This window comes from Pseudomonas sp. PAGU 2196 (assembly GCF_022179005.1).
In the GTDB taxonomy this organism is placed as follows: domain Bacteria; phylum Pseudomonadota; class Gammaproteobacteria; order Pseudomonadales; family Pseudomonadaceae; genus Aquipseudomonas; species Aquipseudomonas kermanshahensis.
This window is the reverse complement of record NZ_BNTL01000007.1, coordinates 150286-175234: the sequence shown is the minus strand read 5'-3', so window position 1 is coordinate 175234 and position 24949 is coordinate 150286. Positions and strand designations below refer to the sequence as shown.

The following is a 24949-nucleotide window of genomic DNA, read 5'->3' as shown; positions in this document are numbered from 1 at the left end:
CCCCTCAGCGCCCCCGCAACCGCTTACCCCAATCCCCGCCGTGGCTCCGACTACAAGCCTCTTCACTGTCAAACCGCACATGCCAGGCCGGGTGATCCAGCCGTATCCCCACTTCATCAAGCGCCTGACAGGTCAACGCCAGCATCCGCGCTTTAGCCACCCCAGCCAGCGCTGCAGCCTTGTCTGCCTCGCGCTCGAATACCCAGGTAATGCGCAGGCTGGCAGGAAAACTGTCGGGGTCAAGGTGATGGGTAAGCCAGGTGAACCCGACAATCTCTGCCTTGGCCGTCTCGCAGGCGTCCGTCAGGCAAACCACCAGCTCACGCTCCACACGGGCCATTTCGCGCTTGCCCATGGCCTTCATTGCGCGGCCTCATCATCGATTTGCTGGCAGAAGCGCAGGCGGTTGCCAAACGGGTCATGGACCTGCATCTGCAGCCCCCAGTCCAGGCGTTCGGCCTCGGGGCGGGCGTAGCCGTAGCGTTTGGCCTGAAGTTCGCGCTCGAGGGCGCGCAGGTCGTCGAGGCGGGCGAACACAGTCGAACCCGGGGTGGCATCGCCGTGGTGTTCGCTTAGGTGCAGGATCAACCCGTCGCGGTGGATTTGCGCGTACAGGGGCAGGTCCGGGCTGAAGCGGTGTTCCCAGTCCAGGCTGAAACCGAGGAAGTCGAGGTAGAACTCTTTGGCTTTATCGACCGAGAAAATACGCAGTACCGGGATGGCGGGGGCGAGCGGCATAGGGCGTCCTTGGCCGTTGATGAAGGTGCAACTGTAGCGCAGATGCGCCGATGCTTGTGCGTGTGTCGCGCAATGACCGACGGCAATGGTTGACCACCTGCCAGCCACTGCGTAGCCTTGCCACTTCGAGGTTCTTCGGCCAGGCCGAAGCTAAGACGGGAACGCGGTACAAGCCGCGGCTGCCCCCGCAACTGTAAGCACCGACAACGGGTCGACACAGCCACTGCGCAAGCGCGCGGGAAGGCGTCGCGCCCTCCAGCCCTGCTATTCAAGGCACGGCAGGTACGGTGCGAGCCAGGAGACCTGCCTCGAGGCGATTTCGACTTTCAACCGGGCGGGGTGATCCGGTGGCGAACAAGCCCGGCCGACCTGGCCCGTGGCTTTCGTCCTGCATGCCCGCGCCATCTTGCCAAGGGCATCGCGACATGAAAACACTGGCCAAACTCCCCGTCACCATCGTTACCGGCTTCCTCGGTTCGGGCAAGACCACCTTGCTTCGCCACATGCTCGACAACGCCCAAGGCCGCCGTATCGCGGTGATCGTCAATGAATTTGGCGAACTGGGCATCGATGGCGAGATCCTCAAACAGTGCAGCATCGGTTGCACCGAAGAAGAGGCCAGCGGCCGCGTGTACGAGCTGGCCAATGGCTGCCTGTGCTGCACCGTTCAGGAAGAGTTCTTCCCAGTCATGCGCGAGTTGGTCGCACGCCGTGGCGACCTTGACCACATCCTCATCGAAACCAGTGGCCTGGCGCTGCCCAAGCCGTTGGTACAGGCCTTCCAGTGGCCAGAAATCCGTAACGCCTGCACCGTCGATGCGGTCATTACCGTGGTCGACAGCCCGGCTGTGGCGGCCGGCACCTTTGCCGCCTACCCAGACCAGGTGGACGCACAGCGCAAGCTCGACCCGAACCTGGACCACGAGTCGCCGCTGCACGAACTGTTCGCTGACCAGTTGGCCAGTGCCGACCTGGTGGTGCTGAACAAGGCCGACCTGATCGACGCCGAAGGCCTGGCCAAGGTCCGCGCCGAGGTGGCCGAAGAGCTGCCGCCCGCGGTCAAGGTGATCGAGGCCAGCAGTGGCCGTCTGCCACTGGACGTACTGCTGGGCGTGGGCGCCGAGTCCGAGGTGCACATCGATGGCCGCCGTACCCACCACGATTCGCACCACGATGGCGATGATCACGACGATCATGACCACGACGCCTTCGATTCGATCTCCATCGACTTGCCAGAAGCCGACGAAAGCCTGTTGCTCGATGCCCTGACCCAGTTGGTGGTCGAGTTCGGCATCCTGCGCGCCAAAGGTTTTGCGGCCATCCCGGGCAAGCCGATGCGCCTGCTGGTGCAAGGCGTGGGTACCCGCTTCGACAAGCACTTCGACCGCGCCTGGCGCGCCGACGAGCCGCGTATCACGCGCCTGGTGCTGATCGGTCAGGACCTGGATGCCGTGCAGCTCGAAGCGCGTTTGCGCCAGGCCTTGGGCGCCTGACCCATGCACCTGCTGCGGACCCAGCCCGGCGGCTTCGTGCCGGATGACAGCATTGCCGACCTCGGCCAGACACCCGCCGAACTGGTGATCCTCTGCAGCGGCGATTCACACCTGGCGTTGCTTGCCGATACCGCCGAGCAATTGCCCGAGGGCTACCCCAGCCTGCGCCTGGCCAACCCGATGCAGGTGCAGAACCACGCCTCGGTCGACCTGTATGTCGACGAGGTGCTGCGCCATGCCAAGGTCATTTTGGTGTCGCTGCACGGGGGTGTTGGTTACTGGCGCTATGGCGTCGAGCAACTGGTCGCCCTGGCGGCCCGCGGCGTGCAGTTGATCCTGGTGCCGGGCGATGACCGCCCGGACCCTGAGCTGACCGGCCTGGGCACCGTGACCGGCGATCAGGCCGAACGCCTCTGGCACTACCTGCGCCAGGGCGGCAAGGCCAACGCCCTCAACCTGTTCAACTGCCTGGCCAACCAGTGGCTGGGCCGTGACTATGGCTGGGACGAGCCGCAGCCACTGCCACGCACCTCGGTGTATCACCCGGCCAAAGGCAGTGCACTGCTTGAGGACTGGTACGCGCAGTGGCACCCGGAGCATCCGGTGGCACCGTTGCTGTTCTACCGGTCACACCTGCAAGCGGCCAACACCGCGTTCATCGACGTCTTTTGCGAGCGTCTGCTGGCGGCGGGGCTCAACCCCTTGCCGATTGCCGTGGCCAGCCTCAAGGAAAGCGCCTGCTTCGAACAGGTTGAAGCTTGGCTGGACGAAGTCGGCGCCGAGGTCTTGATCAACACCACGGGGTTTGCCTTGTCCAGCCCCGAACGCCCCAACCTGCGCCCGTTCCGCCGCGACATCCCGGTGTTGCAGGCCATTTGCGCGCAGGACAACCAACCCGCATGGGAAGCCAGCGAGCAGGGCCTGGGCGCGCGTGACCTGGCCATGCATATCGTTTTGCCGGAGCTGGACGGGCGGATCATCACCCGCCCGGTCAGTTTCAAGGACATGGCCTGGCGCAGTGAGCGCAGCCAGTCCGACGTAGTTTGTTACCGCGCCCACCCCGAGCGCATGGATTTTGTCGCCGAGCTCGCTCGGCGCTGGGTAGAGCTGGCCCGGTTAGCCAATGGCCAGAAGCGCGTAGCGCTGGTGCTGGCCAACTACCCGACCCGTGACGGCCGGATCGGCAACGGGGTAGGGCTGGATACGCCGGCAGCGGCCTTGAATATCCTCAAGGCACTGCAGGCCGAAGGGTATCCGTTGGCGGGCCTGCCAGGCACTGGCACGCAGTTGATCCAGCAGTTGCTGGGCGGCGTGACCAATGACCTCGATCACCTGGACCAACGCCCGTGCGCGCAGAGCCTGAGCCTGGATGACTACCAGGCTGCGTTTTCCCGCCTGCCTGAAGCCAACCGCCAGGCAGTGCTAGAGCGTTGGGGGCCGCCGGAGCAAGACCCGATGTACCGCAGTGGCCGCTTGATGGTTGCGGGCTTGCGCTATGGCCTGACCTTCGTCGGCATCCAGCCGGCGCGGGGCTATCAGGTCGATCAAAGCGCGGTGTATCACGACCCTGACCTGGTGCCGCCACACGCGCACCTGGCGTTTCACTTCTGGCTGCGCCATGCCTTTGCCGCCGACGCGGTAATCCACGTCGGCAAGCACGGCAACCTGGAGTGGCTGCCTGGCAAGGGGGTAGGGTTGTCTGCGCAATGCTGGCCAGACGCGCTGCTGGGCCCGCTGCCGAACATCTACCCGTTCATCGTCAACGACCCAGGTGAAGGCGCCCAGGCCAAGCGCCGAACCCAGGCGGTGATCATCGACCACCTGATGCCGCCGCTGACCCGCGCCGAAACCTATGGCCCGCTGCGTCACCTGGAACAACTGGCGGACGAATTCTACGAGGCGCAGCTGCTCGACCCGCGGCGTGCCCGCGAGCTGCAACGCGACATTCTTGAGCTGGTCAAGGCCAACCACATCGACCGGGAGCTGCAACTGGAAGGGCAGCTGGACGATGCCGCTGTGTGGCTGCCGCGTCTGGACACCTACCTGTGTGACCTCAAGGAATCGCAGATTCGCGATGGCTTGCACGTGTTTGGCCAGTCGCCCGAGGGCCGGCTGCGTTTGGACACCCTGTTGGCCTTGCTGCGTGTGGAGCGCGGTGACGGCCGGGGAGGCAATGCCAGCCTGTTGCGAGCACTGGCCAAGGCGCTGGTACCGGGCTTCGACCCGCTCGATTGCGACCTTGGGCAGCCGTGGCAGGGGCTGCAGCCTTGGCCTTTGCAGGCGATCAGCGAAGCGCCATGGCGCACCTGTGGCGATACCCGCGAGCGCCTAGAGCTGCTGGCCTTGCAGGTGATAGAGCAGGCGCTTGGCGGCACGCTGGTACTGCCGGCCCTGAGCGAATGGCAACTGGTACGTGATGTGGTGCAGGCATTGTGTGACGCGGTGGCGCCGAGCCTGGATGCTTGTGGTGCGGCTGAGATCAACGGCCTGCTGGCGGCCCTGGCCGGCCGTTTCGTGCCGGCCGGCCCGAGTGGCGCGCCAAGCCGCGGTCGCCTGGATGTACTGCCGACCGGGCGCAACTTCTATACCGTGGATGTACGCAACCTGCCTACCACCACGGCCTGGCGCCTGGGTTTTGCCTCGGCGAGCCTGATTCTCGAGCGCCATTTGCAGGACCACGGCGACCACCTGCGCCAGTTGGGCCTGTCGGTATGGGGCACCGCGACCATGCGCACCGGCGGCGACGATATCGCCCAGGCCATGGCCCTGATGGGGGTACGCCCGGTGTGGGCCACCGGTAGCCAGCGGGTCGACGATTTCGAAATCCTGCCGCTGAGCCTGCTCGACCGCCCGCGGGTGGACGTGACCTTGCGGGTGTCGGGGTTCTTCCGCGACGCGTTCGGCAACTTGATCCGCCTGTTCGATGCTGCAGTTCAGGCGGTGGCGGCGCTGGATGAGCCTGATGACCTCAACCCGCTGGCAGCGCGCGTGCGCAGCGAGCGTGAGGCTCTGCAGGCGCAGGGCGTGGAAGCCGAGCAAGCGGCGCGCCAGGCGGGCTGGCGGGTATTCGGGGCCAAGCCCGGTGCCTACGGTGCCGGTGTGCAGAATGCGATCGATGGCCGCTTGTGGCACAGCCGTGACGACTTGGCTGAGGTCTACCTCAACCATGGCGGCTACGCCTATGGCGGCAGTGATGAAGGCACCCCGGCCCGTGAGCAGTTCGCCCGCCGCCTGGGGCAGGTCCAGGCGGTCCTGCAGAACCAGGATAACCACGAGCATGACCTGCTCGATTCCAACGACTACTACCAGTTCCAGGGTGGCATGCTGGCCGCCTCGGAAACCTTGTCTGGCGCGTCGGTGGCCAGCTACCACGGCGACCACAGCCAGGTCGATCGGCCGCGCATCCGCACCCTCAAGGAGGAGCTGAACCGGGTCATTCGTGCCCGTGCGCTCAACCCCAAGTGGATCGACGGGGTAAAGCGCCATGGCTACAAGGGTGCCTTCGAGATGGCGGCAACGGTCGACAACCTGTTCGCCTTCGATGCCACCACGCACCTGATCGACGACCATCATTATCAGTCGCTGGCCGATGCCTACGTGCTCGACCCAGCGACCCGCGATTTCATGCGCGAGCACAACCCCGAGGCGCTGCGCGACCTCACCGAACGCCTGCTGGAGGCCCAGCAACGCGGCCTGTGGGAGGCGCCCGGCGATTACCGCGAAGCCCTTGAGGCGCAACTGCTCGACGGCGAGGAACAGGCTTGAAATGAGTGAACCCGTACAATTTCCGCTGGCCGCCGTGGTCGGTGCCGACGCGCTGAAACTGGCCCTGTGCCTGACCGCCATCGACCCGAAGATCGGTGGCGTGCTGATTGAAGGCCCGCGCGGCATGGCCAAGAGTACCTTGGCCCGTGGCCTCGCCGACCTGCTCGGCGAGGGGCCGTTCGTCACGCTGCCGTTGGGCGCCAGTGAAGAGCGCCTGGTCGGCACCCTCGACCTGGACGCTGCGTTGGGGCAGGGCAAGGCCCAGTTTTCACCCGGTGTGCTGGCCCAGGCCGATGGCGGCGTGCTGTACGTGGACGAGGTCAACCTGTTGCCCGATACCCTCGTCGACCTGTTGCTCGACGTGGCCGCCAGCGGCACCAACCGCATCGAACGTGATGGCATCTCGCACCGGCACAGCGCGCGTTTTGTGCTGATTGGCACCATGAACCCGGAAGAGGGCGAGTTGCGACCGCAACTGCTTGACCGTTTTGGCTTGAATGTGGCCCTCGAAGGCTTGCCGGAGCCCCAGGCGCGCCAGCAGATCATCCGCCGCCGCCTGGCGTTCGACAGCGACCCCCAGGCCTTCTGCGCGCAATGGGCAACTGCCCAGGCGCAACTGCGCGAGCGCTGTCAGCAGGCGCGCCACGACCTCGCCCAGATTGCCCTGGACGACCAGGCCCTGGCCTGGATCACCCAGCGCTGCTACGCCGCCGGGGTCGATGGCCTGCGGGCGGACCTGGTCTGGCTGCGCGCAGCACGCGCGCACTGTGCCTGGCGCGGCGGCGAGGCCATTGATGAAGCCGATGTCGAGGCGGTGGCCGAGTTCGCTTTGCGCCATCGTCGCCGTGTAACGCCCCAGCAGCAGCCGCCTTCGACACCGCCTGAGACGGGCCAGCAGAGCGCAAGCAGCCAGGGCGGCCAAGGCGGGCAGGGTGACTGGGGCGCGCTGCCACCACAGCCAGTGACCAGTGGTGCGCGCCGTGAGGTGCCGAACTGGGCAAAAAAGCCCTGAGCATCCGCCAGCGAAAAGCCCAAGGGACGGATGCCAGGCCACGTGCAGGGCAGTTGAAAGGTGCCAGCCGTGGCCGTGTACACAGCACCACTTCGGGCCGAGTAGCCTGGCTGCCGACTTTGCTCAAGGGGCGGCCACAGCTGCGTGAAGACCTCTGCTGGCAGCAACGCAAGGCTCAGCCTGGCGAACTGTGGCTGGTGATCGTCGACGCCTCGGCCTCAACCCGCCGCCACCAGGCGCTGGCGCAGACCAAAGGTTTGCTGGCGGCGTTGTTCGACCAGGCATACCGTCAGCGGGCGCGGTTGGCCCTGCTGACAGCGAGCGGGCAGACGCCGCAGTGGCAGCGACACGGCCTGAAGGCCTCGGCGGCCTTGCAGCCCTGGTTGCAAGCACTGGGAGCAGGGGGCGGTACACCGTTGATCGCTGCGTTGGAGCAAGCGCGGCAGTGGCTGCAGGCTCGGCAGCAGGCCCACCCTCATGAAGCTGTGCGCTGCCTGGTATTTACCGACGGTCGGCTGCAGCACTCGGATAACGTGCAACCGATGGGCTGTGCCACGCTACTGGTCGACATGGAGCTGGCGCCCGTTCGTCTGGGCCGTGCGCAACAATTGGCTGCGCAACTGCAGGCCGATTATCAGCACCTGGAACACTTCAAGGTCGTGGATTGAATAACAGTGCGGCGTGATACTGCGACACAATGTCGCAATAAGGTGTCGCAATAAGAAAAGTTGCAGCGGCAGCAACTGGGAAGTTGCACAAGTGCGTGGCAGGGCACGCACTTGGAGGGGCAATCGCAATTACTTCGGCATCGACCACGGTTGCAGGTCATAACCTTTTTCACACAGCTCGGCGCGCACTTCCTCGATCAGGCTGGCCCATTGCGCAGGGTCGGAATAAATGCGCGAGGACACTTGTTTGCTGCCGATGCGGGTGCTGGTCCGGTCGATCACTGCGAGGCTCAATTCGCCAGTACCATTGGGCGCATCCCAGGCTACGCACTGGAAAGGTTCGAAGGCGTGGTCGGCAATCAGCAGTGCTTCGTTGACACGGAGCGGGGCATTCATGGTTCGGTCTCTCTATGGTCCCAAACATCGAAGTGAAGTCCGCGTTGCTTTAAATTCGCCTCAATCATCGCGATATGCAGCGCGGGGTTATGTGTACTGATGCTCGTTGTCCGGGGGCAAGTCACACATTGGGTGTAAAAATTTGTTTCAGGGTTGAATCCGTTCTTGCCTGCGCCGCCATGGGATGTCGATAAAGTGCGAAAATTCCCGTCAGGGTTTGTAAAAAAATGATTCGGCAGACAGACGGTACTGGGCACCGTCAAGTTCGTTGCTACTGTTAATTGGGCGCCACAACTTGCTGTTTTACTTCACAAAACCAAACTCTGGCGCCAAGGAACGGTCATGCAGCAACCCGCTTCCCAACGCCGTTTGCTCATCGTCGACCCCTGCGACGACTGCCACCGTTTATTGCCAGGCCTGCGCAGTGCCGGCTGGGATGTGGACAGTTGTATGCTCGGCGCTGCCCTGGACCACGCCTGCGATGTTGGCCTGCTGCGGCTGCAGGCATCGCACCTGCGCCATCCCGACGCGGTCAAGGACATGATAAAGCGCAGCAATACCGAGTGGATCGCCGTGCTCAGCGCCGAGCAATTGCGCATGCAGAACGTCGGTGATTTCGTCTGCGAGTGGTTTTTTGACTTCCATACCTTGCCGTTCGACGTTTCCCGCGTTCAGGTTACCCTCGGGCGTGCCTTCGGCATGGCGCGGCTACGTGGCAAGGGTGCGGTCCGTGTGGACGACTCGGTTCACGAGTTGCTGGGTGAGAGCCGGCCGATCCGCGAGTTGCGCAAGCTGTTGGGGAAACTGGCGCCCACCGAGTCGCCGGTTTTGATCCGTGGCGAGAGTGGCACAGGCAAGGAGCTGGTGGCGCGCACCCTGCATCGGCAGTCGCAGCGGCACGATCAGCCGTTCATCGCGATTAACTGCGGGGCGATACCCGAGCACCTGATTCAGTCCGAGCTGTTTGGGCACGAGAAGGGTGCCTTTACCGGTGCACATCAGCGCAAGGCCGGGCGAATAGAGGCGGCGCATGGCGGTACCTTGTTCCTGGACGAGGTGGGTGACTTGCCGTTGGAACTGCAAGCCAACCTGCTGCGCTTTCTGCAGGAAAAACACATTGAACGGGTCGGTGGCAGCCAGCCTATCCCCGTGGATGTGCGAGTGTTGGCGGCCACCCACGTGGACCTTGAAAAAGCCATCGAACAGGGCCGCTTTCGCGAGGACCTGTATTACCGGCTGAATGTGTTGCAGGTGGTGACGGCGCCACTGCGAGACAGGCATGGTGACCTGTCGATGCTGGCCAGCCATTTTGCCCATTTCTACAGCCTGGAGACCGGGCGCAGGCCGCGCTCGTTCAGTGATCATGCGTTGGCGGCCATGGGCCGGCATGACTGGCCGGGCAATGTGCGTGAGCTCGCCAACCGAGTGCGGCGCGGGCTGGTGTTGGCAGAAGGGCGGCAGATAGAAGCGCAGGACCTGGGCTTGCAGATCGAGCAAGAACAGCAGCCGCTGGGTACGCTGGAGGAGTACAAGCACCGGGCAGAGCGCCAGGCTTTGTGTGATGTGCTTAACCGGCACAGCGACAACTTGAGCATCGCTGCGAAAGTACTCGGGATCTCGCGGCCGACATTCTATCGGCTGCTGCACAAGCACCAGATTCGTTGACGCCTGCCTGTGTAGGAGCAGCCTTGTGCTGCGAAGAGGCCGGTGGCAGCACTTAAGATCTCGGATGCTGCCGCCGGCTTCTTCGCAGCACAAGGCTGCTCCTACAAGGGGGCGATCAATGCGGCGCGCGTGGGATGGTCTTGAGCAGGTCTTCCGGGCTGATATGGCCGACTACTTGGGCCACCGCGCTGCCGGGGGTCGGCAGGTCGATGATGTGGCTTTTCATCTTGCCGACCACATGCATTTCACACGGTTTGCAGTCGAATTTCAGGGTCAACACTTCGTCGCCCTGAATCAGCTGCATCGGCGCCACCTTGGTGCGCACGCCGGTCACGCCCTTGGCCTGCTTGGGGCACAGGTTGAACGAGAAGCGCAGACAGTGCTTGGTGATCATCACCGGCACTTCGCCGTGCTCTTCATGGGCCTCGTAGGCCGCGTCGATCAGCTGCACGCCGTGACGGTGGTAGAAATCGCGCGCCTTCTGGTTGTAAACGTTGGCCAGGAACGACAGGTGCGACTCCGGGTACACCGGAGGCGGCGTGGTTTCAGCTTTACGGCCGCCGCGTGGATGCGCTTTGACCCGAGCAGCGGTCAGCGCCTCGATGGCTTCACGGCGCAGGGCCTTGAGCTGCGAGTTAGGGATGAAATACGCCTGCGGGGCATCCAGTTCGATGGCATTGGCGTGGTACTGGGTAGTACCCAGTTGGCCCAACAGGTCGTGCAGTTGGTCCAGCGCTTGTTGCGGCTTGTTGGCCGCGCCGAACGGGCCGTCCAGGGCCACTTGCACGCTGACGCCTTCCTCGCTGCTGACGGTGAGCATCAGCCGCTGCTCGCGCAGCACCGCGTGCCATTCCACACCCACTCGGCGTTCGGCCGACGTGCGCTGCAAGGCCTGTTGCCAGTTGTGGTCGAGGTTGCGTGACAGCGGGTGATTTGGCCGCAGTTTGTACAGGCCGTCAGGCATTTCGTTGGGTTCGACGCGGTAGCGATAACGCTTCTGGCCGTCTTCCTCGAACTCGCCACGGGGTTCGGCAATGTTGGCGCGGAACCCCACCACCTCGCGCTTGACCAGCACGTTCAGGCCGTCGCCGTTGGTCAGCGGCACGTCAGTGGTGACCAGCATGTCGCGTTTGTTGACCTTTTCCACTACGCCCACCGGCAAGCCGGTGAACGTTGGCGAGTCGAACGCGCCGATGTCGATCTTGCGGTCGCTGACGAAGTAGTCGGTGCTGCCGCGGTGGAAGGTCTTGTCCGGGTCGGGGACGAAGAAGTGCTCGGTGCGGCCACTTGACGCGCGGGCCAGGTCCGGGCGGTCCTCGAGGATGGCGTCGAGCTCTTTGCGGTAGTGGGCAGTGATGTTCTTCACATAGCCCATGTCCTTGTAGCGGCCCTCGATCTTGAACGAGCGCACGCCAGCGTCGACCAGGTCGCGCAGGTTGGCGGTCTGGTTGTTGTCCTTCATCGACAACAGGTGCTTCTCGAAGGCCACCACGCGGCCCTGGTCATCCTTCAGGGTGTAGGGCAGGCGGCAGGCTTGCGAGCAGTCGCCACGGTTGGCGCTGCGCCCGGTCTGGGCGTGGGAGATGTTGCACTGGCCGGAGAAGGCCACGCACAGCGCACCGTGGATGAAGAACTCGATGGCGGCGTCGGTTTCGGCAGCAATGGCGCGGATCTGCTGCAGGTTCAGCTCACGGGCCAGTACCAGCTGCGAGAAGCCCGCCTGATCGAGGAACTTGGCGCGCTCCAGGGTACGGATGTCGGTCTGGGTGCTGGCGTGCAGCTCGATCGGTGGGATGTCCAGTTCCATCACCCCCAGGTCCTGCACGATCAAGGCGTCGACGCCCGCGTCGTAGAGCTGATGGATCAGCTTGCGCGCCGGCTCCAGCTCGTTGTCGTGGAGGATGGTGTTGATGGTGGTGAATACGCGTGCATGGTAGCGACGGGCGAACTCGACCAGTTCGGCGATTTCGCTGACTTCGTTGCAGGCGTTATGGCGCGCGCCGAAGCTCGGGCCGCCGATATAGATGGCATCAGCGCCGTGCAGGATCGCTTCGCGAGCGATGGCCACGTCACGGGCAGGGCTGAGCAGTTCCAGGTGATTCTTTGGAAGGGACATGTCGTTATAGTTTCGGGCGGTCACGGTTTAGGCGGGCATTGTAGCGGTGAAACGGGCTGGTGGCATCCCTACGCTGCCCAGAGGCGGTGCGACCTGGAGTAGGAGCGGCAAGGCCGCTCCAGTGATCGAGCGGGGAATCAGCGTTTGGCAGCCATCGCGGTGACTTCCACGCGCATGCCTTCGACCGCCAGCGAGGCCACGCCAACGGCGGCGCGCACGGGCCATGGCTTGCTGAAGAAGCGCTGGTACACCTCGTTGAACGCTGCACGTTCAGCCATGTCGGTGAGGTAGATGGTCAGGTGCAGCACGCGGTCCATGCCGCTGCCGGCTTTTTCCAGGGCTACTTTCAGCGCCTGCAGGGTGCATTCGCTCTGCGCAACGATGTCGCCCAGCTCGAGGCTGCCATCGGCGCGGGTGGGGATCTGGGTGGAGACCAGCACACCGTTGTATTCGGCGACGTCGGACGAAATGGAATCGGCGTCCGGATCGGGGGTGTAGATGATGTCTGTGTTTGCCATGGGCGCGTTTGCCTTGCTACGGAAGGAAAGCGGCAAGCGTACGCGAGCAGGCGGCAGGGGTCGAGTCGTTAGGGCGCTGTCGCAGTTACCACTGGCACATCCCAAAAAACAGGGCGCCTGATAGGCGCCCTGTTTTGTGTTGCTTAGGCTTCAGCGTCCCAAGGACGATCGCCTTTCTCATCTTTGACGCGGGTCGGCAGGCCCATCACGTCCAGCGCCTTGAGGAACGGCTCGGCTGGCAGTTCTTCGACGTTGACCATGCGCTTGGCATCCCACTCGCCACGGGCGACCAGCAGGGCGGCAGCCACTGGCGGTACACCGGCGGTGTAGGAAATACCTTGGCTGTCAGTCTCGGCGAAGGCTTCTTCGTGATCCGCCACGTTGTAGATGAACACTTCGCGCGGCTGGCCATCCTTGGTGCCCTTGACCAGGTCACCGATGCAGGTCTTGCCGGTGTAGCCCGGGGCCAGGGAGGCTGGGTCTGGCAGCACGGCCTTGACCACTTTCAACGGCACCACTTCCAGGCCTTCGGCGGTCTTGACCGGTTGCTCGGAGAGCAGGCCGAGGTTTTTCAGCACGGTGAACACATTGATGTAGTGCTCGCCGAAGCTCATCCAGAAGCGCACGTTCGGCACGTTGAGGTTCTTCGAAATCGAGTGAACTTCATCGTGGCCGGTCAGGTACAGGTTTTGCGAACCTACTACGGGCAGGTCGTCGGTACGCTTGACCTCGAACATGGTGTTGCTGGTCCACTGGCTGTTCTGCCAGCTCCATACTTGCCCGGTGAACTCGCGGAAGTTGATTTCCGGGTCGAAGTTGGTGGCGAAGTACTTGCCATGCGAACCGGCATTGACGTCGAGGATGTCGATCGAATCAATGCTGTCGAAGTATTGCTGCTGCGCAAGTTTTGCGTAGCTGTTCACCACACCCGGGTCGAAACCGACGCCGAGAATGGCGGTAATGTTCTTTTCTTGGCACTCTTCGAGGTGTTTCCACTCGTAGTTGCCGTACCAGGGCGGCGTCTCGCAGATTTTGCCCGGTTCTTCGTGAATCGCGGTGTCCAGGTAGGCGACACCGGTATCGATGCAGGCACGCAGCACCGACATGTTGAGGAAGGCAGAGCCCACGTTGATCACGATCTGCGATTCGGTCTCGCGGATCAGTGCTTTGGTCGCCTCGACATCGAGGGCGTTGAGCGAGAAGGCCTGGATGTCGGCGGGTACCTTCAGGCTACCCTTGGCCTTGACGCTGTCGATGATGGCCTGGCATTTGGAGATGTTCCGCGACGCAATGGCAATACGACCGAGTTCGTCGTTATGCTGCGCGCACTTGTGGGCCACCACCTTGGCGACACCTCCTGCACCAATGATAAGAACGTTCTTCTTCAATTTATCCCTTGCTCCTTACTGAAAGCCGGTCTTACGACAGGCTGGAAACGTAGTCTTCGAAACCGAACTCGCGCACCACCTCGACACTGCCGTCGAGCTGCTTGACCACGATGGATGGCATTTTCAGACCGTTGAACCAGTTTTTCTTGACCATGGTGTAGCCGGCCGTGTCGATGAACGACAGGCGGTCGCCAATGGCCAACGGACGATCGAATTGGTACTCGCCGAAGATGTCACCGGCCAGGCACGATTTGCCGCAGACCATGTAGGTGTGCTCGCCATCGTTGGGGGCCATCTTGGCGTTGAGGCGGTAGATCAGCAGGTCGAGCAGGTGTGCTTCGATCGAGCTGTCGACCACGGCCAGGTGCTTGCCGTTGTACAGGGTGTCGAGCACGGTCACTTCCAGCGAGGCGCTGTTGGTGATGGCGGCTTCGCCCGGCTCCAGGTACACCTGCACGCCGTAGGTTTCCGAGAAGGCTTTAAGGCGCGCGCAAAACGCATCGACTGCATAGTCTTCACCGGTGAAGTGGATGCCACCACCGAGGCTGACCCACTCGACCTTGTGCAGCAGGTGGCCGAAGCGCTCTTCGATGTGCGTGAGCATCTTGTCGAACAGGCTGAAGTCACCGTTCTCACAGTTGTTGTGGAACATGAAGCCGGAGATCTGTTCGATGACCTTCTCGATCTTCTCCGGGTCCCACTCACCGAGGCGGCTGAACGGGCGTGCCGGGTCGGCGAGCAGGTAGTCGGAGCTGCTGACTTGCGGGTTGACGCGCAGGCCGCGAACCTTGCCTTCGGACTGTTCGGCGAAGCGTTGCAGCTGGCCGATCGAGTTGAAGATGATCTTGTCGCAGTTCTCGAGCATTTCCTCGACTTCGTCATCGGCCCAGGCAACGCTGTAGGCGTGGGTTTCGCCTGCGAATTTCTGGCGGCCGAGCTTGAGCTCGAACAGCGACGAAGAGGTGGTGCCGTCCATGTATTGCTGCATCAGGTCGAACACCGACCAGGTCGCGAAACATTTGAGGGCGAGCAGCGCTTTGGCACCGGACTTCTCGCGCACATACGCGATCTTCTCCATGTTGCCCAGCAGCTTGGTTTTATCGATGAGGTAGTACGGCGTCTTGATCATTTAAAGGCCCCCGGCAAGGCCGGCCAAAAAAAGGACACGCATTGTGCCTTCACTCGCTACAGATCGAAAGGGCGAGATGCGCTTTTCGTCAGGCTCGCTGGAATTTTCCCAGGTGCTTGAGGCTCATTAGAACAGGCCTGTGTGACTATCCTGATCTCACGGGCGTTTTTCTCGCCACCCCATTGGACCAGGAACGCAGGCATGAAAATTGGCGTGATCGCCGACACCCACGGTTTATTGCGCCCAGAGGCGGTGGATGCGCTGGTCGGTTGTGCGCTGATCGTGCATGCCGGCGATATCGGCAAACCGGACGTGCTGGAGGTGCTGGAGGCCCTGGCGCCGGTGCGGGTAGTGCGCGGCAACAATGACCTGAAATGGCCTTGGGCGGCGGACTTGCCCGATCAACTGCGCTTCGACATGGGGGGCTGGCAGGCACTCCTGGTGCATGACATCGCCGATGTGCCGGCCAAGCTCGATGAGGCTGTGCGGGTGGTGATCACCGGGCATTCGCACAAGCCGCTGATCGACTGGCGGAACGGGCTGCTGTACCTGAATCCCGGAAGCGCCGGGCCGCGACGGTTCAAATTGCCCGTGACGGTGGCGGTGATTGAAATAGAGGGAGAAGCGTTAGTCGCCAACATTATTCCCTTGCTCGATTAACTGCCCCGGCCCCTTCGCGGGCAAGCCCGCTCCTACAGGTCAAAGTTATTCCTGTGGGAGCGGGCTTGCCCGCGAAAGGGCCGGAACAGGCAACCTCAATCGACCTGCTTCAACCAATCCTGAATCTGCGCCAGTGTCGCCGTGGCACCTCCGCAAACCACTATCAGCACATTGTTGTACTCGGCCAATTTCTCGGCTTCGTAAGCTACTGCCAATGCAGCCCCACACGCGGGCTCCACCAATACCCGATGATCGAGCAAGAAGCGCTCGCAGGCTTCCAGCGCGGCACGGTCGCTGACCAGATGGTTGTGCAGCGGATGGTTACGCGCGCATTCCAATGCCTGATCAGCAACGCGCTTCGCACCCAGGGAGGTGGCCACCGAGGCGAGCCGCTCAAGTTCAACCGGGTGGCCTGCTTGCACCGCTGCGTGCAGTGAGGCGGCACCGGTGGTTTCCACCGCCAGCACGGGTACATCATCCCAGCCATTGCGTTTCAGCCCTTCGACTACGCCACTGAGCAATCCGCCTCCGCCGACCGACAGCACCACCGCATCAGGTTTAAGCCCGGTGGCGGCAACTTCGTCGATCAGGCTGGCATGTCCGGCCCACAGCAGTGGGTCGTCGAAGGGGTGAATGAACGCATCGCCGCTGCCGAGCAGGGTCTGGGCCAGCTCGTTGGCCTCCTGCCAGGAGCTGCCATGCACCAACACCTTGGCGCCTTCAAGGCGCAGCAGTTGCTTGGCGCGCTCGGTGGTAGTCTCGGGTACCACCACCGTTACCGGTACCCCGAGTTTGCGGCCGGCATACGCCACCGCCAGCCCGGCGTTACCCCCGGACGACGACACAAAATGGCGCGCGCCCCTGGCATGGTGGACTTCGCAGGCATGGCCCACGCCACGCAGCTTGAACGAGCCACAAGGCTGCACAGCCTCGAGCTTGAGCCAGACGGTACAGCCTGACGCCAGCGAAAGCGGGCGGGATTCGATCAGCGGCGTCTGTATATGCAAAGTCATCGTTAGCTCCAAGCGTCAGTCTTCACGGGCCGCTGCCGGCTGTTCGCCACGCAACTGCTCCAGGTAGTTGTAAACGGTGTAGCGGGTCACCCCAAGGGCGCTGGCAGCCTTTTCCACGCCGCCCTTGACGATGAACAAGCCGCGCTCCTGCATGACCCGCACTGCGTCGACCTTGGCCTGCTTGGTCATCCGGCCTTGGCCGCTGCGTTGCAGCGCGCCCTGGATGATTTCGCTCATCAACAGCGCCATGTCGGCGGGTTCGCTGACCGCTGGCGAGTCGCTCAGGGGCTGCAACTGCTGCAGAAAATTCATCGCAGCGTCCAGCCCCGTAACGTCGATATTGATGCACAGGCTGGCGAACGGGTGGCCGGTGCTGTCGCGGAAAATAGCCGTGGCGCTGCGCAGGGTGCGGCCCTTGAGCGTGGTCGGGTAATCCGGCAAGACCACAGGCGCACAGCCGCGCTGTTCCACGGTGGCCCGCATCAAGGCCTTGAAGCCTAGGTCCTGTTCGGGCGCGGCGAGGATTGGGCTGCCGACGACACGGCCGGAGAGGTGGCCGTTGACGATCGCCACCACGGAGTGTTCCGGGTGGTCAAGGTCGTGCAGGAGGATTTCCATGTTGCGCGCGGCAACGCTGCCCAAAGCCTGGATAGCGGCCTTGAGAACGGTGAGGGTGAGCTGACGTTCTTCAGGGGGAGAGAGCGGCATGAATGCATCGCCAAATTCAACGGTTTGTGCATTTTTACACAATACGTTGAAAATGGCGATGTGCCGGGCGAGTTTACTTGCCCAGTGCTGGCGTACGCGGTGGAATCATGCGGCGCGAGCCAGTGGCCTCGAAGGCCGATGCGAAGCTCAACAGGTGGTTATCGGTATAGGCCCGGCCGGCGAAGGTCAGCCCCACCGGCATGCCGATGTCAGCCATTACACCCATGGGCACGGTGACGGTCGGTACGCCCAAGTGGCGGATCGCAAGGTTGCCGTTGGCCACCCAAATGCCGTTGCTCCAAGCAATGTCGGCCGAAGCCGGGTTGACGTCAGCATCCGCTGGCCCTACATCGGCCACGGTCGGGAACAGCACCGCGTCCAGGCCCAGGGTGTCCATCCAGTCTTCCAGGTCCAGCTTGCGGGTTTTCTCCAGGCCGCGCAGCCCGTCGGGCAGCGTTTCGATCTGGTCCCAGGTCTTCAGGCCGCGTTTGGCCATGTTGACGTATTCGTCCATGCCTGCGGCCAGGTCGTCCTCACGGTTGGGCAGGGTGCCGGGGTCGTGCGGGAAGATCTTCGGCCCATCGACATCGGCCAGGCGGTTGAGCTTGGGGTCGTCGTTGGCCCGCAGGAAGTCGTCAAAGGCCCAGCCCGACAGCTCCCACAGTTCGTCATGGAGGAATGCCTTGCTGACGATGCCGCGGTTGTACACGGTCGGGGCGCCAGGGCGGTCGCCTTCGCAGTTGGAGACCAGCGGGAAGTCCACTTCGAGCACTTCGGCACCTGCAGCTTCCAACGCCTGGCGCGCTTGTTGCCACAGGTCGATGACGCTGTCGCGGGTGTTGATGCGCTGGCCGGTTGGGCCACCGATACCCGGTTTCTCGGAGGTGCCAGCTTCTGGGTCGGCATTGATGTACATGCGCGGCACGCCAAAGCGTTTGCCCTTGAGCGCGCTGGCATCCACAGCCAGGTCCAGGTACGACGCTGGGCGCACCGAAGAGGCGGCCGGGATAGTTACCCACGGCTGCAAGCGCCACAGGTCACCGCGTGTGTCGGCGTCGTCGGCAACCACCACGTCGAGGATTTCCAGCAGGTCGGCCATGGTGCGGGCATAAGGCACCACCACGTCCATGGTCGGGGTCAGCGGCCAGTTGCCACGCACCGAGATCACCCCACGCGAAGGGGTGTAGGCGCACAGGCCGTTGTTCGATGCAGGGCCACGGCCACTGGACCAGGTTTCCTCGGCCAGGCCAAAGGCACTGAAGCTGGCGGCCGTCGCGGTGCCTGCACCGTTCGACGAGCCAGAGGCGAAGGGCGCAGTCAGGTAGGCGGCGTTGTACGGGCTTTCGGCACGGCCATAGACGCCCCGCTGCATGCCACCGTTGGCCATGGGCGGCATGTTGGTCTTGCCCAGGCACACGGCACCGGCGGCGCGTAGGCGCTCGATGGTGAAGGCGTCGCGCTGGGCGACCAGGTCTTTGAAGGCCGGGCTGCCAGAAGCCGCAGTCAGGCCCTTGACCAGGTAGCTGTCCTTGGCTGTGTAGGGGATGCCGTCCAGCGGGCTCAGGGGCTGGCCCTTGGCGCGGCGGGCGTCGGAAGCTTCAGCTTCCTTCAGTGCGTCTGGGTTGCGTACCACCACGGCGTTCAGTGCGGTAGCGGTGTCGGCGCCATCGTAGGCGTCGATGCGCGCCTGGTAGGCCTTGACCAGCTCGACCGCCGTCGTGCGGCCCGACTCGAGTGCGTCGCGCAGCTCGGCAATGGAAACCTCGGTTACCTCGATCATGCGTTCACCAAAAAGTTTTGCAGGTGGGGGCTAGTGCGAGGAGTGTACAAGAAGGCATTGCCGGACGCAGGTTTGCGCAGGGGCAAATGGTTTTATGCAGGCGAGCATTGTCGGGGCCGCGAGGCGGCCCCGAACGGTCAATCCAGGTCGGTCGCCGAGTGCCGTTCTGGTACTTGGCTGGCTTCATCGCCCCAGGTGCAATTGACCCGTGACCCACGTTGCACGGCGGGCCGCTGGGCGATCTCTTCGGCCCAACGCTGCACGTGGGTATATTCGTGCACCGCCAGAAACGTTGCTGCGCCATAAAGATTGCCGCGCACCAGCTCGCCATACCAAGGCCACACGGCGATATCGGCGATGCTGTATTCATCGCCGCCCAAATAACGGCTTTCGGCCAGGCGGCGGTCGAGCACATCCAGTTGGCGCTTGGCTTCCATGGTGAAGCGGTTGATGGCGTATTCGAACTTTTCCGGGGCGTACACGTAGAAGTGGCCAAAGCCGCCGCCCAGGTAAGGCGCCGCGCCCATCTGCCAGAATAGCCAGTTCAGGCTTTCGGTACGTGCAGCGGCAGACGTGGGCAATAGCGCACCGAACTTTTCTGCCAGGTACAACAGGATCGAGCCCGACTCGAATACCCGTACCGGTGGCTCGACACTGCGGTCGAGCAGGGCAGGGATCTTCGAGTTGGGGTTCACCTGCACGAAGCCGCTGGAAAACTGGTCACCCTCGCCGATGCGGATCAACCAGGCGTCGTATTCAGCGCCGCTGTGGCCCAGGGCGAGCAGCTCTTCAAGGGCTATATTCACCTTCACGCCATTGGGCGTGGCCAGCGAATACAACTGCAAGGGGTGCTTGCCCACTGGCAGCGCCTTGTCATGGGTCGGGCCGGCTACCGGGCGGTTGATGCTGGCGAACTGGCCACCGGAGGCTGCGTCATTGCGCCAGACCTTGGGTGGGGCGTAAGGGTGCTTGCTCATGCAGGGTGCTCCTTCAAGGTCGCGAAAGGGTCAGGTAAAGCGGTTGACCTGCATCTATGCCATGGGTTCTCGGAAAAGCGCAATTGCATTGGGCGCGGTCGTTTCGTGCATGCAGGGTTTCATCCAGTTTTCATCTGCCCTTGGCGTCGGCGGCTCTATGCTGGCGCTATCTCTGACCCTGCACGGAACGGCTGGCGATGAACATCCCTCGCAGCGTGTTGGCGCTGGTCCTGCTCGGCGGCCTGTTGTCGCACGCCCACGCCGCGCCTTGGGTCGCCGGTCTGCACCACATGACCCTGGCCGACCCTGTCGATGATCGCCCGATGCAAGCGCTGGCGTTTTACCCGGCGACGGGTGTGCCCCATAACATGCGCATCGACGGCTACCCGCTCGACGTCGCCGAAGAGGCGCCGGTGGCCCTGGGGCAGTTCCCTTTGCTGGTGCTCTCCCACGGCAATACCGGCAGCCCGCTGGCCTTGCATTACCTGGCTACTGCGCTGGCACGGCAGGGTTTTGTGGTCGTGGCGGTGGTGCACCCGGGGGACAACGCCCGCGATCACAGTCGCCTGGGTACCTTGAGCAACCTGTATGGCCGGCCGCTGCAAGTCAGCGCCGCGATCACGGCTGCCCGTGACGACGCGCTGCTTGGGCCCTACCTGAATGATGGCAAGGTAGGTGTCATTGGCTATTCGGCCGGGGGCGAAACGGCGCTGATCGTCTCGGGTGCGCAACCCGACCTGGACCGCCTGCGCCAGTACTGCCTCGAGCGCCCCAGCGATGGCGACGCCTGCAAGACCCATGGCGTGCTGATTGCCGACCGCAGCGAGCTGGCACCGAAGGCCGATTCACGGGTGGGCGCGGCGATGTTGATGGCGCCGCTGAGCCTGCTGTTTGGCCGCCATGCGCTGGCCAGTGTGCACATCCCGGTGCTGATCTACAGCGGCGACAGCGACCAACTGGTAGCCGTGGACCGCAATGCCGAAGCGTTGGCGCGCAAACTGCCCGTCACGCCGGATTACCGTCCGCTGGCCGGCGCAGGGCATTTCGTGTTCATGGCGCGCTGCGACGAAGAACAACACGCCCGCATGCCGGCGCTGTGCAAGGATGCCGAAGGCGTTGACCGCCGCCATATTCATCACTCGTTGCAACGCGACACCGCAGCGTTCTTCAGCCAGGCCCTCAGCGCACCGCTGCCGGATGAGCGCTCAGCTGCGTCGGCTGCGCCGCGCCAGAAGCAGCGTTAAGCCAACGCCTGCCAAGGCGAGCAGGGCGGCAACGCAGAAGATAGAGGCATAGCCCAGGTGCACTGCCACCGCGCCCATCACTGGGCCGGCGATGGCCAAGGCCATGTCGAAAAACACTGCGTAAGCCCCCAACCCAGCGCCGCGGCTGCTGCTAGGCACCTGCTTGATGGCCTCTACACCCAGTGCCGGGTACACCAGCGACAAGCCGAACCCCGTGAGCCCGGCACCTGCCAACGCCCAAGGCGGCGAGGGTGCCAGCCACAGCAGCCCCAGGCCTATCACCTCGGTGGCCATGCACACCACTGCCACGTTGTAGCCGCCAAACCGGTTGACCGCATTGACGAACAACAGTCGCGAAATGATAAAGCACACGCCGAAGGCGCTCAGGCACCAGGCTGCACCAGCCCAGCCACGTTCCAGGTAATAGAGGGTGACGAACGTGGTCAGCGTGCCATAGCCGATCGACGCCAGTGTCAGCCCCAGGCCACAGGGCGCAACGCGGCCGAAGGCAGACCAGAAGGGCAGCCGTTCGCCCCGTACCACCACCACGTCCGGGCGTTTGCGCAGCACCAGCATGGCCAGCAGCGCCAGCACCAGCAAGGTTGGCCCCAGCACGCTGAAGTCCAGGCCATCCACCGCCAGCACGCCGACCGGTGCACCAATGGCGATGGCGCCGTAAGACGCGATACCGTTCCACGAGATCACCCGGGCGGTGTGCTCCGGCCCAACCTGGCTGATGCCCCAGCTCAAGGTGGCCACGCCGATCAGCCCTTGGGCGATGCCCAGCAGCAGGCGCCCGCCCAGCAATAGCGCCAGGCTCAGTAACGGCACGCTCAGGGTCCAGGCCGACAACAGCGTCAGCACCCCGCAACTGGCAATGCCGAGCAAGCCGAAACGAATCGCTTGCTTGCCGCCCAGCGTGTCCGCCACCCGCCCGGCAAAGGGGCGGCTCAGCAGGGTGGCCAGGTATTGCAGGCCAATCGTTATCCCGGCGACAACCGCACCGAAGCCCAACTGGTCATGCACATAGCTGGGCAACACCGCAATCGGCAGGCCGATGCAGAGGAAGGCAATGAACGTGTAGAAGACGATCGACAGGATCTGCAGGGTGATGTTGGAGGTATTGCTGGCGGGGGCGTGCTGTTGCGCGGTCATGGGCTCTTTCGCGGGCGGGCGGTTGGGCGTTGTTTCATCATGGCCATTGCGCGAAGGAAATGAAAGCAGGCTAACGAATTATTCCGGGTGAATTACCAATCCATGGGATCCGCCTGGTCAACTCAACGCGACCAGGCGGAGCGCACTACATCAGACTACGACGCCCTGGCTACGCAGGTAGTCGTCATAGGTGCCGCTGAAGTCCACGACACCGTCCGGCGACAGCTCAATGATGCGGGTGGCCAGCGAGGACACGAACTCGCGGTCATGGCTGACGAACAGCAGCGTGCCTGGGTAGTTTTCCAGCGCCAGGTTCAGTGCTTCGATCGATTCCATGTCCAGGTGGTTGGTCGGTTCGTCCATCACCAGCACGTTCGGTTTTTGCAGGATCAGCTTGCCGAACAGCATGCGGCCTTGCTCACCACCGGAAATCACCTTCACCGACTTGAGGATCTCGTCGTTGGAGAACAGCATGCGCCCGAGGGTGCCGCGAATCACCTGCTCACCGGAGGTCCACTGGCCCATCCAGTCGAACAGGCTCAGGTCGTCCTCGAAGTCGTGGGCGTGGTCCTGGGCGTAGTAGCCCACTTCCGCGCTGTCGGTCCACTTCACCGAGCCCGCATCTGGCGTCATTTCGCCAACCAGGGTGCGCAGCAGGGTGGTCTTGCCGATACCGTTGGGGCCGATGATCGCAACACGCTCGCCGGCTTCGACGGTGATGTCGAAGTTCTTGAACAGAACCTTGTCGTCGAAGGCCTTGGCCATTTTCTCGACCACGACGGCCTGACGGTGCAGCTTCTTGGTCTGCTCGAAGCGGATGAACGGGCTGACCCGGCTCGAGGGCTTGACCTCGGCCAGCTGGATCTTGTCGATCTGCTTGGCGCGCGAGGTGGCCTGCTTGGCCTTGGAGGCGTTGGCCGAGAAGCGGCTGACGAAGGTCTGTAGCTCGGCGATCTGGGCTTTCTTCTTGGCGTTGTCCGACAGCAACTGCTCGCGCGACTGGGTCGCGGCGGTCATGTACTCGTCGTAGTTGCCTGGGAACAGGCGCAGCTCACCGTAGTCCAGGTCGGCCATGTGAGTGCAGACGCTGTTGAGGAAGTGCCGGTCGTGGGAAATGATGATCATGGTGCTGTTGCGCGCCGTGAGGATCGTTTCCAGCCAGCGGATGGTGTTGATGTCCAGGTGGTTGGTCGGTTCGTCGAGCAGCAGCACGTCCGGGTCCGAGAACAACGCCTGGGCAAGCAGCACACGCAGCTTCCAGCCCGGCGCCACTTCGCTCATCGGGCCGAAGTGCTGGTCCAGCGGAATACCCAGGCCCAGCAGCAGTTCACCGGCGCGCGATTCGGCGGTGTAACCGTCCATCTCGGCGAATTCGGTTTCCAGCTCGGCGACGGCCATGCCGTCTTCCTCGGTCATTTCTGGCAGCGAGTAGATACGATCGCGCTCGGCTTTGACCTTCCACAGCTGGCCGTGGCCCATGATCACCGTATCGATCACGGTGAATTCCTCGTAGGCGAACTGATCCTGGCGCAGCTTGCCGAGGCGGGTGTTCGGCTCGAGCATGACCTGGCCACCGGACGGCTCAAGGTCGCCGCCGAGGATCTTCATGAAGGTCGACTTACCGCAACCGTTGGCGCCGATGAGGCCGTAGCGGTTGCCGTTGTTGAATTTGACGGAAACGTTTTCAAACAGCGGCTTGGAGCCGAACTGCATGGTGATGTTGGCGGTAGAAATCAAGTGCTTGTCCTGCGGGGGTTCCAGAGGTGTATTTAGGCCCTCGTGTCAGTTTTGGGCCAATTTTGGGCCAATTCGACGCGGGGCGGCAGCTTCTCCAGCTCCCTCCAGTCCGAGGAGGAGCTGATCCATTTCGCGTAGGTAGAGAGCAACATCTCAACGCTATGGCCGAGCTGATTCGCGATGAACGCAGGGTTCATCCCAGGCATCAGGCACAGGGTTGCGTAGGTGTGGCGGGTGTCGTACTGACGGCGATCACGGAAGTCCAGCGCTTGAGCGCTGATTTGAATGGGGGGATTGTAACACTTGCATCGCAGCTCCACAGCCCACCTTTGCTTGGTTGGACCACGAAGGGCCTCGGGCGGGCGATATCACCAAAGGACCGTGTGCGTTGTGCAATGCCTCTTGACGCACGCCGCAGCACAGCTTCACCTCTAGGGTAAGTGGAACGTGCGTTGCCCTTAGTGCCCGAGGTGAAGCTGTTTGTACCGGATCATAAAAGCGGGCTTACCCTCGGATCACCTTAAGGCGCGCCCGCCCAGCGTCCGTGATGGCGTTTTCGCCTTCATCGCTGATGCGGTAGCGACCGGACACTGACTGTGTAATGGTGAACCTCACCAGTCCGCTCTTGGACAAAGCCTCACCCACTTCAAAGCTCATTGCACGCTCTAGGTCGAAGATTTTTGTTTCTCCGATTTTATAGCGGGCAAACGCAATCAGCGCCGAATCTATCGCCGCTTGGTCTATCACCTCAACTCGCATTTGACCTCCTGGTCTGAATCGCCCAGGT

21 protein-coding genes, 1 pseudogene and 1 riboswitch are annotated in these 24949 nt (G+C 63.1%); of the genes and pseudogenes, 7 read left to right on the top strand and 15 right to left on the bottom strand.

Annotation, left to right across the window (positions count from 1 at the left end; genetic code table 11):
* Positions 1–4: 4 nt before the first annotated feature.
* Together MFF34_RS07460 and MFF34_RS07455 are read right to left on the bottom strand one after the other, a co-directional pair.
* Positions 5–364 carry a hypothetical protein gene (locus tag MFF34_RS07460; protein WP_027594824.1) on the bottom strand — a complete coding sequence of 120 codons (360 nt, stop codon included), beginning with the start codon at positions 362–364 and terminating at the stop codon, positions 5–7.
* Positions 361–738: a glyoxalase superfamily protein gene (locus MFF34_RS07455; RefSeq protein ID WP_238211902.1), complete on the bottom strand. Its 378-nt coding sequence runs from the start codon at positions 736–738 to the stop codon at positions 361–363. The genes MFF34_RS07460 and MFF34_RS07455 overlap by 4 nt, the downstream gene beginning before the upstream one ends.
* Before the next feature lie 111 nt (positions 739–849).
* Positions 850–1064, top strand: a riboswitch (cobalamin riboswitch).
* Positions 1065–1163: 99 nt separating this feature from the next.
* On the opposite strand from MFF34_RS07455, the gene cobW reads away from it, so the two are divergent.
* Genes cobW through MFF34_RS07435 form a run of 4 tightly spaced genes read left to right on the top strand, consistent with a single transcriptional unit; the run spans position 1164 to position 7676 of the window.
* The gene (gene cobW, locus MFF34_RS07450; protein ID WP_099429505.1) at positions 1164–2231 is read left to right on the top strand and encodes a cobalamin biosynthesis protein CobW; all 1068 of its coding nucleotides are present in this window, start codon (positions 1164–1166) and stop codon (positions 2229–2231) included.
* A gap of 3 nt (positions 2232–2234) precedes the next feature.
* The gene (gene cobN, locus MFF34_RS07445; RefSeq protein ID WP_238211900.1) at positions 2235–5996 is read left to right on the top strand and encodes a cobaltochelatase subunit CobN; all 3762 of its coding nucleotides are present in this window, start codon (positions 2235–2237) and stop codon (positions 5994–5996) included.
* Position 5997: 1 nt separating this feature from the next.
* Positions 5998–7008 (top strand): ATP-binding protein, encoded by a 1011-nt coding sequence (locus MFF34_RS07440; protein WP_238211898.1) that lies wholly within the window; start codon positions 5998–6000, stop codon positions 7006–7008.
* Positions 7009–7061: 53 nt separating this feature from the next.
* Positions 7062–7676 carry a VWA domain-containing protein gene (locus MFF34_RS07435; RefSeq protein WP_238211896.1) on the top strand — a complete coding sequence of 205 codons (615 nt, stop codon included), beginning with the start codon at positions 7062–7064 and terminating at the stop codon, positions 7674–7676.
* 129 nt (positions 7677–7805) lie between these two features.
* On the opposite strand, the gene MFF34_RS07430 is transcribed toward MFF34_RS07435, so the two are convergent.
* Positions 7806–8072 (bottom strand): hypothetical protein, encoded by a 267-nt coding sequence (locus MFF34_RS07430; RefSeq protein WP_013972506.1) that lies wholly within the window; start codon positions 8070–8072, stop codon positions 7806–7808.
* A gap of 342 nt (positions 8073–8414) precedes the next feature.
* Here MFF34_RS07430 and MFF34_RS07425 point away from each other — a divergent pair, with 342 nt between their 5' ends.
* Entirely contained in the window at positions 8415–9737 is a 1323-nt protein-coding gene (locus tag MFF34_RS07425; RefSeq protein WP_027594830.1) for a sigma-54 dependent transcriptional regulator, read from the top strand.
* 115 nt (positions 9738–9852) lie between these two features.
* Here MFF34_RS07425 and MFF34_RS07420 read toward each other — a convergent pair whose 3' ends face one another.
* The 4 genes from MFF34_RS07420 to MFF34_RS07405 all read right to left on the bottom strand — a co-directional run bounded on the left by MFF34_RS07420 (position 9853) and on the right by MFF34_RS07405 (position 14888).
* Positions 9853–11853, bottom strand: a complete 2001-nt coding sequence (locus MFF34_RS07420) for a U32 family peptidase (RefSeq protein ID WP_027594831.1) — start codon at positions 11851–11853, stop codon at positions 9853–9855.
* Positions 11854–11990: 137 nt separating this feature from the next.
* A complete protein-coding gene (locus MFF34_RS07415; RefSeq protein WP_099429500.1) occupies positions 11991–12371 on the bottom strand; it encodes a RidA family protein in 381 nt (126 codons plus the stop codon).
* Positions 12372–12514: 143 nt separating this feature from the next.
* Positions 12515–13759, bottom strand: coding sequence for a saccharopine dehydrogenase family protein (locus tag MFF34_RS07410; RefSeq protein WP_027594833.1), 1245 nt, complete (start codon positions 13757–13759; stop codon positions 12515–12517).
* 31 nt (positions 13760–13790) lie between these two features.
* Positions 13791–14888 (bottom strand): carboxynorspermidine decarboxylase, encoded by a 1098-nt coding sequence (locus MFF34_RS07405; RefSeq protein WP_027594834.1) that lies wholly within the window; start codon positions 14886–14888, stop codon positions 13791–13793.
* Positions 14889–15089: 201 nt separating this feature from the next.
* On the opposite strand from MFF34_RS07405, the gene MFF34_RS07400 reads away from it, so the two are divergent.
* A complete protein-coding gene (locus tag MFF34_RS07400; RefSeq protein ID WP_099429499.1) occupies positions 15090–15548 on the top strand; it encodes a metallophosphoesterase family protein in 459 nt (152 codons plus the stop codon).
* 95 nt (positions 15549–15643) lie between these two features.
* On the opposite strand, the gene MFF34_RS07395 is transcribed toward MFF34_RS07400, so the two are convergent.
* From MFF34_RS07395 to yghU, 4 genes are all read right to left on the bottom strand, one after another.
* Positions 15644–16561, bottom strand: coding sequence for a pyridoxal-phosphate dependent enzyme (locus tag MFF34_RS07395; protein ID WP_238211894.1), 918 nt, complete (start codon positions 16559–16561; stop codon positions 15644–15646).
* Between the two features lie 15 nt (positions 16562–16576).
* On the bottom strand, positions 16577–17269 hold the full coding sequence (locus tag MFF34_RS07390; RefSeq protein ID WP_238211893.1) for a transcriptional regulator: 693 nt from the start codon (positions 17267–17269) through the stop codon (positions 16577–16579).
* 73 nt (positions 17270–17342) lie between these two features.
* A complete protein-coding gene (locus MFF34_RS07385; RefSeq protein ID WP_238211891.1) occupies positions 17343–19049 on the bottom strand; it encodes an amidase in 1707 nt (568 codons plus the stop codon).
* 137 nt (positions 19050–19186) lie between these two features.
* Complete coding sequence (yghU, locus tag MFF34_RS07380) at positions 19187–20026, bottom strand: glutathione-dependent disulfide-bond oxidoreductase (RefSeq protein WP_238211889.1); 840 nt, start codon at positions 20024–20026, stop codon at positions 19187–19189.
* Between the two features lie 197 nt (positions 20027–20223).
* On the opposite strand from yghU, the gene MFF34_RS07375 reads away from it, so the two are divergent.
* Positions 20224–21270, top strand: a complete 1047-nt coding sequence (locus MFF34_RS07375) for a dienelactone hydrolase (RefSeq protein ID WP_238211887.1) — start codon at positions 20224–20226, stop codon at positions 21268–21270.
* Here the strand turns inward: MFF34_RS07375 and MFF34_RS07370 are convergent.
* The 4 genes and pseudogenes from MFF34_RS07370 to MFF34_RS07360 form a co-directional block, all read right to left on the bottom strand.
* Positions 21232–22425, bottom strand: a complete 1194-nt coding sequence (locus MFF34_RS07370) for an MFS transporter (RefSeq protein WP_238211885.1) — start codon at positions 22423–22425, stop codon at positions 21232–21234. The genes MFF34_RS07375 and MFF34_RS07370 overlap by 39 nt on opposite strands.
* A 150-nt stretch (positions 22426–22575) precedes the next feature.
* A complete protein-coding gene (locus MFF34_RS07365) occupies positions 22576–24162 on the bottom strand; it encodes an ABC-F family ATPase (protein ID WP_027594842.1) in 1587 nt (528 codons plus the stop codon).
* A 32-nt stretch (positions 24163–24194) separates the two neighbouring features.
* A pseudogene (locus MFF34_RS28155) lies at positions 24195–24559 on the bottom strand (integrase).
* A 107-nt stretch (positions 24560–24666) separates the two neighbouring features.
* The gene (locus tag MFF34_RS07360) at positions 24667–24921 is read right to left on the bottom strand and encodes a hypothetical protein (protein ID WP_027594844.1); all 255 of its coding nucleotides are present in this window, start codon (positions 24919–24921) and stop codon (positions 24667–24669) included.
* Between the last annotated feature and the right edge of the window lie 28 nt (positions 24922–24949).

Coding starts and splice junctions, on each gene's coding strand:
- MFF34_RS07460 (WP_027594824.1), bottom strand. CDS start 364: ATGAAGGCCATGGGCAAGCGCGAAATGGCCCGTGTGGAGCGTGAGCTG.
- MFF34_RS07455 (WP_238211902.1), bottom strand. CDS start 738: ATGCCGCTCGCCCCCGCCATCCCGGTACTGCGTATTTTCTCGGTCGAT.
- cobW (WP_099429505.1), top strand. CDS start 1,164: ATGAAAACACTGGCCAAACTCCCCGTCACCATCGTTACCGGCTTCCTC.
- cobN (WP_238211900.1), top strand. CDS start 2,235: ATGCACCTGCTGCGGACCCAGCCCGGCGGCTTCGTGCCGGATGACAGC.
- MFF34_RS07440 (WP_238211898.1), top strand. CDS start 5,998: ATGAGTGAACCCGTACAATTTCCGCTGGCCGCCGTGGTCGGTGCCGAC.
- MFF34_RS07430 (WP_013972506.1), bottom strand. CDS start 8,072: ATGAATGCCCCGCTCCGTGTCAACGAAGCACTGCTGATTGCCGACCAC.
- MFF34_RS07425 (WP_027594830.1), top strand. CDS start 8,415: ATGCAGCAACCCGCTTCCCAACGCCGTTTGCTCATCGTCGACCCCTGC.
- MFF34_RS07420 (WP_027594831.1), bottom strand. CDS start 11,853: ATGTCCCTTCCAAAGAATCACCTGGAACTGCTCAGCCCTGCCCGTGAC.
- MFF34_RS07415 (WP_099429500.1), bottom strand. CDS start 12,371: ATGGCAAACACAGACATCATCTACACCCCCGATCCGGACGCCGATTCC.
- MFF34_RS07405 (WP_027594834.1), bottom strand. CDS start 14,888: ATGATCAAGACGCCGTACTACCTCATCGATAAAACCAAGCTGCTGGGC.
- MFF34_RS07400 (WP_099429499.1), top strand. CDS start 15,090: ATGAAAATTGGCGTGATCGCCGACACCCACGGTTTATTGCGCCCAGAG.
- MFF34_RS07395 (WP_238211894.1), bottom strand. CDS start 16,561: ATGACTTTGCATATACAGACGCCGCTGATCGAATCCCGCCCGCTTTCG.
- MFF34_RS07390 (WP_238211893.1), bottom strand. CDS start 17,269: ATGCCGCTCTCTCCCCCTGAAGAACGTCAGCTCACCCTCACCGTTCTC.
- MFF34_RS07385 (WP_238211891.1), bottom strand. CDS start 19,049: ATGATCGAGGTAACCGAGGTTTCCATTGCCGAGCTGCGCGACGCACTC.
- yghU (WP_238211889.1), bottom strand. CDS start 20,026: ATGAGCAAGCACCCTTACGCCCCACCCAAGGTCTGGCGCAATGACGCA.
- MFF34_RS07375 (WP_238211887.1), top strand. CDS start 20,224: ATGAACATCCCTCGCAGCGTGTTGGCGCTGGTCCTGCTCGGCGGCCTG.
- MFF34_RS07370 (WP_238211885.1), bottom strand. CDS start 22,425: ATGACCGCGCAACAGCACGCCCCCGCCAGCAATACCTCCAACATCACC.
- MFF34_RS07360 (WP_027594844.1), bottom strand. CDS start 24,921: ATGCGAGTTGAGGTGATAGACCAAGCGGCGATAGATTCGGCGCTGATT.